General features: G+C 48.3%; 13 protein-coding genes. 12 read left to right on the top strand and 1 reads right to left on the bottom strand.

Features of this window, described 5'->3' with window-relative positions; all coding sequences use genetic code 11:
• Nucleotides 1-35 precede the first annotated feature (35 nt).
• The 11 genes from RUW00_RS15065 to RUW00_RS15015 all read left to right on the top strand — a co-directional run bounded on the left by RUW00_RS15065 (nt 36) and on the right by RUW00_RS15015 (nt 13,086).
• A complete protein-coding gene (locus RUW00_RS15065) occupies nt 36-725 on the top strand; it encodes an HAD family hydrolase (RefSeq protein WP_003155347.1) in 690 nt (229 codons plus the stop codon).
• Nucleotides 718-2,256 carry a bifunctional GNAT family N-acetyltransferase/carbon-nitrogen hydrolase family protein gene (locus tag RUW00_RS15060; RefSeq protein ID WP_007408451.1) on the top strand — a complete coding sequence of 513 codons (1,539 nt, stop codon included), beginning with the start codon at nt 718-720 and terminating at the stop codon, nt 2,254-2,256. Before RUW00_RS15065 ends, RUW00_RS15060 begins: the two co-directional genes overlap by 8 nt.
• Nucleotides 2,257-2,499: 243 nt before the next feature.
• Entirely contained in the window at nt 2,500-3,852 is a 1,353-nt protein-coding gene (locus RUW00_RS15055; RefSeq protein ID WP_129093688.1) for an aspartate aminotransferase family protein, read from the top strand.
• Nucleotides 3,853-3,868: 16 nt separating this feature from the next.
• Complete coding sequence (locus tag RUW00_RS15050; RefSeq protein ID WP_007610287.1) at nt 3,869-4,444, top strand: glycerol-3-phosphate responsive antiterminator; 576 nt, start codon at nt 3,869-3,871, stop codon at nt 4,442-4,444.
• Between the two features lie 172 nt (nt 4,445-4,616).
• Complete coding sequence (locus tag RUW00_RS15045) at nt 4,617-5,444, top strand: MIP/aquaporin family protein (RefSeq protein WP_021494903.1); 828 nt, start codon at nt 4,617-4,619, stop codon at nt 5,442-5,444.
• A 16-nt stretch (nt 5,445-5,460) separates the two neighbouring features.
• A complete protein-coding gene (glpK, locus tag RUW00_RS15040) occupies nt 5,461-6,951 on the top strand; it encodes a glycerol kinase GlpK (RefSeq protein WP_007610291.1) in 1,491 nt (496 codons plus the stop codon).
• A 137-nt stretch (nt 6,952-7,088) separates the two neighbouring features.
• Nucleotides 7,089-8,756, top strand: coding sequence for a glycerol-3-phosphate dehydrogenase (gene glpD / locus RUW00_RS15035; RefSeq protein ID WP_014417285.1), 1,668 nt, complete (start codon nt 7,089-7,091; stop codon nt 8,754-8,756).
• A 139-nt stretch (nt 8,757-8,895) separates the two neighbouring features.
• Nucleotides 8,896-10,638, top strand: coding sequence for a phospho-sugar mutase (locus tag RUW00_RS15030; RefSeq protein ID WP_209388047.1), 1,743 nt, complete (start codon nt 8,896-8,898; stop codon nt 10,636-10,638).
• A 143-nt stretch (nt 10,639-10,781) separates the two neighbouring features.
• Nucleotides 10,782-11,918, top strand: coding sequence for a GAF domain-containing sensor histidine kinase (locus RUW00_RS15025; RefSeq protein ID WP_267542914.1), 1,137 nt, complete (start codon nt 10,782-10,784; stop codon nt 11,916-11,918).
• Nucleotides 11,918-12,565: a response regulator gene (locus tag RUW00_RS15020; protein WP_072177640.1), complete on the top strand. Its 648-nt coding sequence runs from the start codon at nt 11,918-11,920 to the stop codon at nt 12,563-12,565. The genes RUW00_RS15025 and RUW00_RS15020 overlap by 1 nt, the downstream gene beginning before the upstream one ends.
• The gene (locus tag RUW00_RS15015; RefSeq protein ID WP_014417289.1) at nt 12,562-13,086 is read left to right on the top strand and encodes an NADPH-dependent FMN reductase; all 525 of its coding nucleotides are present in this window, start codon (nt 12,562-12,564) and stop codon (nt 13,084-13,086) included. Before RUW00_RS15020 ends, RUW00_RS15015 begins: the two co-directional genes overlap by 4 nt.
• A 13-nt stretch (nt 13,087-13,099) precedes the next feature.
• Here RUW00_RS15015 and RUW00_RS15010 read toward each other — a convergent pair whose 3' ends face one another.
• Entirely contained in the window at nt 13,100-13,342 is a 243-nt protein-coding gene (locus RUW00_RS15010) for a YhdB family protein (protein WP_003155335.1), read from the bottom strand.
• 191 nt (nt 13,343-13,533) lie between these two features.
• On the opposite strand from RUW00_RS15010, the gene RUW00_RS15005 reads away from it, so the two are divergent.
• Entirely contained in the window at nt 13,534-13,857 is a 324-nt protein-coding gene (locus RUW00_RS15005; protein ID WP_003155332.1) for a DUF3889 domain-containing protein, read from the top strand.
• Nucleotides 13,858-13,887: the final 30 nt, after the last annotated feature.

Here is a 13,887-nt window from a genome sequence, read left to right as displayed (position 1 = left end):
TAGGTCAGTACGTTTAGCTAAAGGAGCTGTAACCATTGATAAAAGCATTAATCTTTGATTTTGACGGGTTAATTTTAGATACAGAAACCCATGAATATGAAGTGCTGCAGGAAATGTTTGAAGAACACGGTTCAACATTGCCTTTATCCGTCTGGGGAAAGGTGATCGGAACGGCCGCGGGGTTTAAGCCATTCGCATATTTAGAGGAGCAGCTGGGAAGAAAGCTCGATCATGATGAACTGACGGCGATCAGGCGCGGGCGCTTCGAACAGCGGATGAAGACGGAAACGGCGCGCCCCGGGGTGGAAGCTTATTTAGCCGCGGCAAAAGAATTAGGATTGAAGGTGGGGCTCGCTTCCAGCTCAGATTTTAAATGGGTGTCGGGCCATCTGAAGGAATTAGGCCTGTTTGATGAATTTGAAGTGATTCAGACGGCTGACGACGTAGAAGAAGTGAAGCCGAATCCGGAGCTCTATCTGAAAGCTGCGGAACATTTAGGCGTTGAACCATCTGAATGTCTGGCCTTTGAGGATTCGGTCAACGGCTCAATCGCAGCCAAACGCGCCGGAATGAAATGTGTCATCGTCCCGAATAAGGTAACAAGCGCCCTGTTATTTGAAGAATACGATCACAGACTGGAATCGATGGCGGAAATGGAACTTGAATTACTCTTACAGCGATTGAACGATCAAAACGAACCGGCAGGGGGAAGCAGCATTGTCTGAGAAACTTGATCTGACCCGTTTTGAAAAGAAAATGGTCATACGGAATATGGAAGAGAAAGATATCAACAAAATAATTGAGCTGCAAAAGGATTGTTTTCCGGGGATGGAGCCGTGGGAGCCTGAGCATTTAATCAGCCATCTCGCGCACTTTCCGGAAGGTCAGTTTTGCGCCGAGTATGAAGGAGAAATTATCGGTTCATGCTCAAGCCTGATCATCAATTTCGATGAATATGATGACCGCCACACGTGGCAGGACATTACAGACGACGGTTATATCACGAACCACAACCCGGACGGATTGAATCTGTACGGGATTGAGGTAATGGTTCACCCGGAATACAGACGGATGAAAATCGGACACCGGCTGTATGAGGCGAGAAAAGACTTGGCGAGACGATTGAATCTGAAAAGCATCATTATCGGCGGGCGGATTCCGAATTATCATAAGTATGCGGAAGAAATGACGGCGAGAGCCTATGTCGAACAGGTGACGCGCCATCAGATTTATGATCCGGTGCTTTCTTTCCAGCTGATGAACGGATTTACGCTCATGCGGATCAATCCGAATTATCTCCCGGATGACACCGCGTCCATTAAATATGCGACATTAATGCAATGGAACAATGTCGATTACTTGCCGCAGTCGAAGCGCTATTACAAATCGGCATTTCCGGTGCGCATTTGCGTCATTCAATATGAAATGAAAAAGATTTACTCCTTCGAGGAATTTGCCAATCAGGTTGAATATTATGTCGATGTGGCTTCCGATGCGAGATCTGATTTCGCGGTGTTCCCGGAGATTTTCACGACGCAGCTCATGTCATTTCTCGAGGAGCGTTCGCCGAGTCTGGCCATTCAGAGGATTACCGAATATACCGAGGACTATATCAGCCTCTTTACAGATCTCGCGGTGAAATATAATGTCAACATCATCGGCGGCTCCCACTTCGTTGAAGAAGAGGGGAAAATTTATAACATCGCCTACTTATTCAGACGTGACGGCACGATTGAAAAACAATATAAGCTTCACATTACGCCGAATGAGCGGAAATGGTGGGGCATCAGCGCCGGAGACAGGGTGCGCGTATTTGATACGGACTGCGGAAAGATCGCCATTCAGATCTGTTACGATATCGAATTTCCGGAGCTTGCGAGAATTGCCGCGGATCAAGGAGCGAAAATTATCTTTACGCCGTTCTGCACTGAAGACCGCCAAGGCTACTTGCGCGTAAGATACTGCTCTCAGGCGAGAGCGGTTGAAAACCAAATTTACACCGTCATCTCAGGTACAGTCGGAAACCTGCCGCAAACAGAAAATATGGATATTCAATACGCGCAGTCAGCCATTTTTGCTCCGTCTGATTTTGAATTCGCCAGAGACGGAATCGTCGGTGAAACGAATCCGAATATCGAAATGGTCGTGATCGGGGACGTGGACCTTGAAATCTTAAGAAGGCAGCGTGAAAACGGAACCGTGCGCCAGCTGAAAGACCGGCGCAAAGATATTTACCGGATTACGCACCTGAAATAAAAAAACGCCCGCTCCGCTTAAGGGGCGGGTTTTTTTATAAAAACACTTGCGCCGGCCCCGGTTTCGGGATATGCTCTTGTAGCTCTTTCGCTTTCTGGGAGAAAGCGTTTTTTTAATTGCCGCCGCTTTATTGACTCGCCCATGCCGCGCCCTTATATTCTTATTAAGAGGAAAACTTCACCAAGAGAATCGGCGTCAGAAGCCGGGCAGCTTTCGATACAGTGCAATGATATTGAAAGGGAGATGAGCGGTGTGGAACATGTACAAAAAAATCAGTCACTCAAACAAAAGGATAAAGAGCTGATTTGGCACGCGATGAAAGGGGCGGAGCCGGATGACAGCATAATCGTCCAAAAAGGGGAAGGCGCCTGGGTTACGGACATTGACGGCAGACGGTATTTGGACGGTATGTCAGGCCTGTGGTGCGTCAATATCGGATACGGGAGAAAGGAGCTTGCCGATGCGGCTTACAGCCAATTGAAGGAGCTTCCTTATTATCCGCTGACCCAAAGCCATCAACCCGCGATTGAGCTTGCGGAAAAACTGAATGAATGGCTCGGCGGCGATTATGTGATCTTCTTTTCCAACAGCGGATCGGAAGCAAATGAAACCGCGTTCAAAATTGCCCGCCAATACCACATTGAAAACGGCGATCACAGCCGCTTCAAATTCATCTCCCGGTACAGAGGCTATCACGGCAATACGATGGGGGCGCTCGCCGCTACCGGCCAGGCGCAGAGAAAATATAAATATGAGCCGCTCTCACAAGGGTTTTTGCATGCGGCGCCGCCTGATCTTTATCGGAATCCCGGCGATGCCGTCACATTGGAAAGCGCGCATGACATCGACCGGATCATGACGTGGGAGTTAAGCGAAACGATTGCCGGCGTTATTATGGAACCGATTATTACAGGCGGAGGGATACTGATGCCTCCGGACGGGTATATGGCAAAGGTAGAGGACATTTGCCGCCGCCACGGCGCGCTTCTGATCAGTGATGAAGTCATTTGCGGTTTCGGCCGCACGGGAGAGCCGTTCGGATTTCAGCATTACGGCGTTTCACCGGACATCGTCACAATGGCAAAAGGCATTACGAGCGCTTATCTGCCGCTGTCGGCAACGGCAGTAAAACGGGAGATTTTTGAGGCGTATTCGGGCGGTGAGCCGTACGGCCGCTTCCGGCACGTGAATACATTCGGAGGCAATCCGGCAGCCTGCGCCCTGGCTTTGAAAAACCTGCAATTGATGGAGGACGAAAATCTGATCGCCCGCTCCCGTGAGCTTGGAGAAAAGCTGCTCCGTGAGCTTGAGCCGCTCAGAGAACATCCGGCGGTCGGAGATGTACGGGGCAAGGGCCTTCTTGCCGGCATTGAGCTCGTCAAGGACAAAGTCACGAAGGAACCCGCTGATGCCGCCCTTGTGCAGCACGTCATCACCGCGTGCAGAGAAAAAGGCCTGCTTGTCGGGAAAAATGGCGATACTGTAGCGGGATATAATAATGTCATTCAGCTGTCTCCGCCTTTTTGCCTGTCGGACGAGGAGCTCTCTTTCATCATTTCGACCGTCAAGGAAAGCGTGCTGAGCATTGATTTTTAATGTAAAGGAGTAAAACATGAGTTTTCACAACCAGCAGATTCTACCGGCAATCCGGAACATGAAGCAATTCGATGCATTTTTAGAAAGTCCGTTCTTATACGGCGTCATTTTAGATATCCACCTCGGTCAATTAAAAGGTGTCGTGAATGAAGCAAAAAAACACGGAAAACTTCTGATGGTTCACGTCGATTTAATTCACGGCATTAAGCATGACGAATACGGTGCGGAGTTTATTTGTCAGGATATCCGGCCCGCGGGCATCATTTCGACGAGATCATCAGTCATCGTCAAAGCGAAACAAAAGAAAATATACGCGATCCAGCGTCTGTTTCTCTTGGATACGAGCGCCATGGAGAAAAGCATGGAATTCGTCGGAAAGCATAAGCCTGACTTTATCGAGGTTCTCCCGGGCATCGTTCCGACTTTAATCAGAGAAATTAAAGAAATGACGGGGATTCCGATTTTTGCCGGCGGCTTCATCCGCACGGAGCAGGACGTTGAAAACGCCTTGCAGGCAGGAGCCACGGCCGTGACGACTTCAGACACCGAACTATGGGCTAAATATGAACATTCTATGACAAAAAAAGATTGACACCGCTTACACCCATTGTTACAATAGACCTAGGTTAATACTATGTGATGGAGACCCGGAGACCCACAACAGCTCTTTACGGAAGCAATAAAGCGTAAAGCGGTTTGTTGTGGGTTTTTTATTCTCTATAACTCTGTCAAACCTGCTATTTTGTCATTTAGGAGGAATGATGATGACAGCATTTTGGGGAGAAGTAATCGGTACAATGCTGCTTGTTATTTTCGGCGGCGGCGTTTGTGCGGGAGTCAATTTAAAGAAATCGCTTTCATACCAATCCGGATGGATTGTTATTGTATTCGGCTGGGGATTGGGAGTAGCCATGGCGGCATATGCCGTCGGCAGTATCAGCGGCGCCCACTTGAATCCGGCTTTAACGATAGGCCTTGCGCTTGAAGGCAGCTTTCCTTGGAAAGAGGTCCCTGTTTATATTGCGGGGCAGATGATCGGAGCAATGATCGGTGCGGTTGTTGTGTACCTTCATTATCTGCCGCATTGGAAGGCGACGGATGATCCGGCCGCTAAACTGGGCGTTTTCTCGACCGGCCCGAGTATTCCTCATACATTTGGGAATATGATAAGTGAAGTCATTGGTACGTTTGTGCTTGTGCTCGGCATTTTGGCAATCGGAGCGAATGAATTCACAAAAGGGCTGAACCCGCTGATTGTCGGATTCCTCATCGTTGCCATCGGGATTTCTCTTGGAGGGACGACCGGATATGCGATCAACCCTGCGCGGGATTTGGGGCCGAGAATCGCTCACGCCTTTCTGCCGATTCCGAAAAAAGGGCCGTCAAATTGGAAATATGCCTGGATTCCCGTAGTCGGTCCGATCATGGGCGGTGCGTTCGGCGGCGTATTTTACAATGCCGCGTTTAAAGGAAATGTGACACCTAGCTTTTGGTTTGTAAGCGTTATAATGGTTGTAGTGCTTTTCATACTCTATATTTATACCAAGAAATCTCAATCACGGAAAATATTATCAAATTCTGAATATATTTAAAAAGGAGAGCGGCATCATGGAGACCTATATTTTATCAATTGACCAAGGCACAACAAGTTCAAGAGCGATTCTTTTTAATAAAGAAGGAAAAATCGTGCATTCCGCTCAAAAGGAATTCACACAGCATTTCCCTCAGCCGGGCTGGGTGGAGCACAATGCGAACGAAATCTGGGGATCGGTGCTCGCCGTTATCGCGACTGTGATCTCCGAGTCCGGAATCAGCGCTGATCAAATTGCCGGCATCGGCATCACGAACCAAAGGGAAACGACGGTCGTATGGGATAAAGATACCGGAAAGCCGGTATACAATGCGATTGTGTGGCAATCGAGACAAACATCCGGCATTTGCGAAGAGCTTCGTGAAAAAGGATATAATGATACATTCAGAGAAAAAACGGGACTTTTGATCGACCCTTATTTCTCAGGAACGAAAGTCAAATGGATTCTTGACAATGTAGAAGGCGCGCGGGAAAAAGCGGAAAACGGAAATCTTCTGTTCGGAACGATTGATTCATGGCTCATCTGGAAAATGTCCGGAGGGGCGGCGCACGTAACGGATTATTCCAACGCTTCAAGAACGCTGATGTTTAATATTCATGAATTAAAATGGGATGACGAGCTGCTTGATATTTTAGGCGTGCCGAAATCAATGCTGCCGGAAGTGAAACCGTCTTCTCATGTGTACGCGAAAACGGTTGATTATCATTTCTTCGGTAAAAACATTCCGATTGCGGGAGCGGCGGGAGACCAGCAGTCAGCGCTGTTCGGCCAGGCGTGCTTTGAAGAAGGCATGGGGAAAAACACATACGGCACAGGCTGCTTTATGCTGATGAATACCGGAGAAAAAGCCATCACTTCTGATCACGGCCTTCTGACGACAATCGCCTGGGGATTAGACGGAAAAGTCGAGTATGCACTGGAAGGAAGCATCTTTGTCGCAGGTTCTGCCATCCAATGGCTGAGAGACGGCATGCGGATGTTCCAGGATTCAAAAGAAAGCGAGACATACGCAGAGCGTGTGGATTCCGCTGACGGTGTTTATGTCGTGCCCGCTTTCGTCGGATTAGGCACACCGTACTGGGACAGTGACGTGCGCGGCTCAGTTTTCGGCCTGACACGAGGAACGACGAAGGAGCATTTCATCCGGGCTACGCTTGAATCTCTCGCTTATCAGGCGAAAGATGTACTTGATGCCATGGAGGCTGATTCAGGCATCTCTTTAAAAACATTGCGTGTAGACGGCGGAGCGGTAAAAAATAACTTCCTCATGCAGTTCCAAAGCGACTTGCTTGATGTGCCGGTCGAACGTCCGGAAATTAATGAAACGACGGCGCTCGGTGCTGCGTATTTGGCCGGAATCGCTGTCGGCTACTGGAAGGACAGCACTGAAATCGCTGATCAATGGAACCTTGATAAGCAATTCAAACCGGAAATGGAAGATGAAAAACGCGATGAATTGTACGGCGGATGGAAAAAAGCAGTAAATGCAGCTATGGCTTTTAAATAAGATAAAAATGTGGTATACTGAAAACAAGTTAATAGGAACGGTCCTGAGATGAGGAGAGACCACAGCACCAAAGTGATAACTGCGCTTTGGCTGTTGTGGTCTCTTTTTCTATACCGTGACAACAAGGAGGAAACGTAATGATGAATCACCAATTTTCAAGTTTGGAACGGGATCATATGCTGGAAGACATGACTAAAAAAACATACGATCTGTTTATTATAGGCGGAGGTATTACGGGTGCCGGTACGGCGCTTGACGCAGCTTCAAGGGGAATGAAAGTCGCTTTGAGCGAAATGCAGGATTTCGCGGCCGGCACATCAAGCCGATCCACAAAGCTTGTCCACGGCGGTTTGCGTTATCTGAAGCAATTTGAAGTCAAAATGGTTGCAGAAGTCGGTAAGGAACGTGCCATCGTGTACGAAAACGGCCCGCACGTCACGACGCCGGAATGGATGCTGCTGCCGTTTCATAAAGGCGGCACGTTCGGTTCATTCTCTACTTCCATCGGCCTGCGTGTGTATGACTATTTAGCGGGAGTAAAAAAATCAGAGCGCAGAAGCATGCTGTCTGCTAAAGAAACGCTGCAAAAAGAGCCGCTCGTCAAAAAAGACGGCTTAAAAGGCGGAGGCTATTATGTAGAGTACCGGACGGACGATGCGAGACTGACGATTGAAGTCATGAAAGAAGCCGTTAAATTCGGTGCGGAGCCTGTCAACTACTCTAAAGTGAAAGAACTGCTTTATGAAAAAGGAAAAGTTGTCGGCGTTTTAATTGAAGATCTGCTGTCAGGCAAGGAATACAAAGTTTACGCCAAAAAAATCGTCAATGCGACAGGTCCGTGGGTCGACGAGCTGAGAGAAAAAGACCACAGCAAAAGCGGAAAACATCTTCAGCACACAAAAGGGGTCCATCTCGTATTCGACCAATCCGTATTCCCGCTTAAACAGGCGGTATACTTTGATACGCCGGACGGCCGGATGGTGTTCGCCATTCCGCGTGAAGGAAAAACATACGTGGGTACGACCGATACGGTTTACAAACAAAAACTTGAGCATCCGCGCATGACGGTGCAGGATCGCGATTATGTCGTCAGCTCCATCAATTATATGTTCCCGGAACTGAACATTACGGCGGACGATATTGAATCAAGCTGGGCCGGCCTCAGACCGCTTATTCACGAAGAAGGGAAAGACCCGTCTGAGATCTCCCGTAAAGATGAAATCTGGACATCTCAATCAGGCCTGATTACGATCGCCGGAGGAAAACTGACGGGCTACCGTAAAATGGCTGAGCACATTGTCGATCTTGTCCGCGACCGCTTGAAAGAAGAGGGCGGCCAGGACTTCGGCGGCTGCAAGACGAAGACGATGCCGATTTCCGGCGGACATGTCGGCGGCTCTAAAAACTTCGAGTCATTTGTGGAAGCAAAGACAAAAGACGGCTTGAAAATCGGTTTATCACAGGAAACCGCTAAGCAGTTAGCCATCAGATACGGCTCTAACGTTGAAAATGTATTCAGCCGGATTGAAGGTCTGAAAGACGAAGCGGAAAAACGCCAGATTCCGGTTCACATTCTGGCTGAAGCGGCTTACAGCATCGAAGAAGAAATGGCTGCGACACCTGCCGATTTCTTCGTCCGCAGAACGGGAAGACTGTTCTTCGACATCAAATGGGTGCAAACGTATAAAACGGCCGTGATTGATTACATGAGCGACCGATTCCAATGGAATGACGCAACGAAAGAAAAACACACTGAGTGGTTAAATACGCTGCTGCACGACGCGGTTGTTCCGCTCGAACAATAATAACCGGAGGGCTGTGCCGAAAAGGCATGAGCCCTTCTTTTATCTTCTTACATAAAGCATTTGGTTAGGTTATCAAGTGACACGGGCAGCCGATTCATATTAAAATATGGTCATAAGCTGAAATTATAGGAGGACGAACATGAGTTGGAGTAAGAGCTACGAACGCTGGAATCAGGCCGAACAATTAGATTCAGAATTGAAAAAATTATTGGCGGACGCAGAAGGAAACGAGCAGCTGCTGGAAGATTTTTTCTACAAAAATCTTGAGTTCGGAACAGGAGGCATGAGAGGAGAAATCGGGCCGGGTACGAACAGGATGAATATTTACACGGTCCGCAAAGCATCCGCCGGACTTGCGGCGTATATCGAAAAACAGGGAGAAGACGCGAAAAAAAGAGGGGTTGCGATCGCATACGACTCCCGTCATAAATCTCCTGAGTTTGCGATGGAAGCTGCAAAAACCCTTGCTTCCCAAGGCATTCAAACATACGTATTTGATGAGCTCCGCCCGACGCCTGAGCTGTCTTTTGCGGTGAGAAAGCTGAACGCTTATGCCGGTATCGTCGTGACGGCCAGCCATAACCCGCCTGAATATAACGGATATAAAGTGTATGGCGATGACGGCGCACAGCTGCCGCCGAAAGAAGCGGACATCGTCATTGCGGAAGTGAATGCCATAGAAAATGAATTAACGATTCAAGTTGAAGATGAACAGTCGCTGAAAGAAAAAGGTTTGATTAAAATAATCGGTGAAGAAATTGATAAACCGTATACTGAAAAACTGACTTCCATCTCCGTACATCCCGAGCTTTCGGATGAAGTGGATGTCAGCGTCGTGTTCACTCCGCTGCACGGCACGGCAAATAAACCGGTACGCCGCGGTCTTGAAGCACTCGGTTACAAAAACGTCACCGTCGTAAAGGAGCAAGAGCTGCCGGACCCGGATTTTTCAACCGTCAAATCGCCGAATCCGGAAGAGCACGCGGCATTCGAATATGCCATTAAACTCGGAGAAGAACAAAATGCCGATATTCTCGTCGCTACGGACCCGGATGCCGACCGTCTCGGCATTGCCGTAAAAAACAGCGAAGGCAAGTACACAGTGCTGACGGGAAATCAGACAGGCGCGCTTTTATTGCATTACCTGCTTTCCGAGAAGAAAAAACAGGGCACCCTTCCTGAAAACGGTGTCGTCATGAAAACGATTGTCACGAGCGAATTGGGCCGCGCTGTCGCTTCATCGTTCGGGTTAGATACGATTGACACGCTGACAGGCTTCAAATTTATCGGTGAAAAGATCAAAGAATATGAAAAATCAGGCCAATACACGTTCCAGTTCGGGTATGAAGAAAGCTACGGCTACTTAATCGGCGATTTCGCGCGTGACAAAGACGCGATCCAGGCTGCGCTGTTAGCCGTCGAGGTATGCGCCTTTTATAAAAAGCAGGGCATGTCGCTTTATGACGCGCTGCTGTCCATTTTTAAAGAATACGGTTATTATCGTGAAGGCTTGAAGTCATTGACGTTAAAAGGAAAACAGGGAGCAGAGCAGATTTCCGCTATCCTGACTTCCTTCCGAAACGATCCGCCGAAGCAGATGGCCGGAAAACAAATCACGCAGGCTGAAGACTATTCAACGGGAAAACGGACTGTATTTGCCGATCATCGTGAAGAAGATATTGATCTGCCGAAGTCAAATGTCCTGAAATATTTCCTTGAAGACGGCTCTTGGTTCTGCCTTCGTCCATCAGGAACGGAGCCGAAAGTGAAGTTCTATTTCGCCGTGAAGGGAACTTCTTTACAAGACAGCGAACAGCGTCTTGCCGCATTATCTGAAGCCGTCATGAAAACGGTGGATGGCATAGTGGAAAATACGAAATAAACAACAAACCGCCGGAAGCGACATCCGGCGGTTTTTTTACGTCTCATCCGAAAGTATGAGGAAAATTCATGCTGAAAACAAAGGAATATACAGAAAAGAATTGATATAATATGGATAATTCTGATTGGCCGGAGTGAGGGAAATTGACGAAAACGACGGTAGAAACGTTAAAAACGTTAAAAGCGATTGCGGAAACCTTAAACCAAAGCCACGATTTAAAGGAAGCGCTTGATAAAGTGCTCCGCGAACTGCTCAGCCTGACCGGGCTGCAGACAGGGTGGATTTTTCTGATTGAGCCGGACGGGGCTTATACGCTCGCCGCAGCCGCTTATTTACCGCCGGCTCTCGGTCAGCGGGAAAATGCACTCATGTGCAGCGGGGAATGCTATTGTCTGACCAAATTCAGCAATGGCGGATTGACAAAAGCCGTAAACATAATGAATTGTAAACGGATTGAATTTGCGGAACAGACGACGAACTGCTGCGATACGGAGGGCATTACCCATCATGCGACCGTACCGCTTGAGGACGGCGGCCGGAAGTTCGGTTTATTAAACGTCGCCGCAAGTGAAAAGACATTTTTCAACGAAGAAGAACTGCATCTGCTTGAAGCGGTTGCATTTCAAATCGGAACGGCGATCCAGCGGATGAAATTGGCCGAATTTGAGCAGCAGAACGCCCTGTTGATGGAACGAAGCAGACTTGCGCAAGAGCTGCATGATTCCGTCAATCAGATGCTGTTTTCTGTCAGCTTAACGGCAAAAGCCGCAAAGAGCTTTACAGATGATGATCGGCTCCGGCAGATGATTACGTTTATTCAAGAGCTGTCTCAGGATGCGCTAACAGAAATGAGGGCGCTTATTTGGCAGCTGAAGCCGGAAAGTTTGACGAAAGGGCTGTATGCGTCGATCAAAAGCTATGCCGCTCTTATCGGCCTGGAAGCCGTTTGTGAAATGGAGGATGAGCTGGAGCTTACGGATGAACAGGAACACGCGCTTTGGCGGATCGCCCAGGAAGCCTTGAATAACTGTAAAAAGCATGCGGGAACGGACCGGGTTATCATTTCCGCTGTTAAAAAGCCGGATTGCGCTGAGCTTCACATCAGCGACCGTGGAGCGGGCTTCAGCGCTGATGCACACGCTGTGCTCCCATCGCTCGGCGTGGCCGGCATGAAAGCGCGGGCTGAAGCGATCGGAGGCCGCTTTACACTGCAATCCGAGCTTGGCGCCGGAACGATTGTCTCCGTTCGGCTTCCGTTTCGGGACAGGAGGTCTGATTGATGAAAATTGTGATTGCTGATGATCATCACGTTGTCCGCAAAGGACTGCGCTATTTCTTCGCCACTCAGGAAGACATTGAAGTTGTCGGTGAGGCATCCACCGGTGCTGAAGCGCTTCAGCAAGCTGAAAAGACGGAGCCGGACATCATTCTGATGGATTTATCAATGCCTGATATGGACGGCATAGAAGCGGCAAAAATTGCGGCTGAACGATTTCCGGACATCAGTATCGTCGTTTTGACGAGCTATTCTGATCAGGAGCATGTCATTCCCGCTCTTAAAGCCGGCGCAAAAGCATATCAGTTGAAAGACGCTCAGCCCGATGATTTAGTGAAAACGCTCCGGGAAGTGTATTCCGGACGTTACCGGCTGTCGGCGGATATTGTGCCTCACGTGCTGACCCATATGGTTCAGGATGATCAGGATAAGGAAAAATATTATCAGCTGACCCCCCGTGAAAAAGATGTTCTTCAAGAAATAGCCAAAGGGAAAAGCAATAAGGAAATTGCGGCGGCACTGTGTATTTCTGAAAAAACAGTGAAGACCCACGTATCCAACCTGCTGTCAAAGCTGAATCTTTCCGATCGGACGCAGGCGGCATTGTATGCGGTAAAATATAATGTTTTTGGAAAGGCGGTAAAATTATGAGCATATTAGTGATCAGCGGAACACCGAGAAAAAACGGGCGGACTAGAATTGCCGCTTCTTATATCAGAGATCGGTTTCATACCGATTTTATTGATTTGAGCGAAAGTGAACTGCCGCTTTATAACGGTGAAGAAGAACAGAACGAGCTGCCTTCAGTGCAAGAGTTAAGGCGGCAGGTGAAAAAGTCGGCGGCCGTCGTCTTATTATCTCCCGAGTATCACAGCGGCATGAGCGGCGCTTTAAAAAACGCCATCGATTTTTTAAGCAGCGATCACTGGGCATACAAACCGGTGGCAATCATTGCCGCGGCGGGCGGAGGAAAAGGAGGCATGAACGCGCTGGCGAATATGCGGACGGTCATGCGGGGCGTCTATGCAAATGTCATCCCGAAACAGCTGGTCTTAGACCCGATTCACATCGACATGGAGCGCCGGACCGTATCTGAGGATATGGCGGTCAGCCTGAAAGACATGATCGAAGAGCTGAATATGTTCACAAACACAGGAAATCCCGGCGTCTGACGCCGGGATTGTTTTATGTCAGCATGGCTAATTGATCTTCATAAGCGAGCTCTGTCGCATGATCAATATACCCGAGAAGGGAATACAGCTCTTTTTCAAGCACCGCATGATCATATTCGAAATGATACGCGTGCAGAAAGTGCTCAATACGCTTTGATAATAAATCATCTTTTGTACGAACCATCAAAATTAATAAATTGTCCCATTGAGACCGGTGTGTGTAATACAAGGCTTTGTCATAATCGGCATGATCCATCTTACGCTTCTCCTTTCAATGAGAAGTTCTCCGTTAGTTTATGCCGTCGAAGCCCGGATGCAACGGGGGAAAAGTTGGTGTCCTTATCATTGCGGCATAGCAATATGAGGGAGACATAAAATAAAACCGCATATCCGTCTCTTCTTTGGACACGCTAAGATTGACAAAAAACGACTCAGGAGAACATAAAGATGAAATCCCTTCCATTTGCGCTTGCCCTCTTGTTTTGCGGCATTCTCATTGCCTCGATCGCTGAAAAAGGGCATACAGAACACCTCGATCCATCAGTTGAAAAATGGGAGCAGCTCGCATGGAACCAGCTTGAACGTGAATACAAGGGGGCCGAGCTTACCGATTATTCGTACATGGGCCGTACAAAAGTGAACCGGGAACAAACGAAAGATGTGTTTCGCGTAACGGTGCAAACAGCAAAAGAAACGTTTTCATCCCGTGCTGAAGTGTATTTCCATCCCGTAACAAAACACGTGATCAGCATTAATATTTTCAGACTGTAAAAAAAGCTGCACAGCCTAATTGAGGCCGTA

This window comes from Bacillus sp. IS1 (genome assembly GCF_032461585.1).
GTDB classification, from domain to species: domain Bacteria; phylum Bacillota; class Bacilli; order Bacillales; family Bacillaceae; genus Bacillus; species Bacillus velezensis.
Note: the sequence above shows the minus strand (reverse complement) of the source record. Positions and strands in the feature narration are given on the sequence as shown.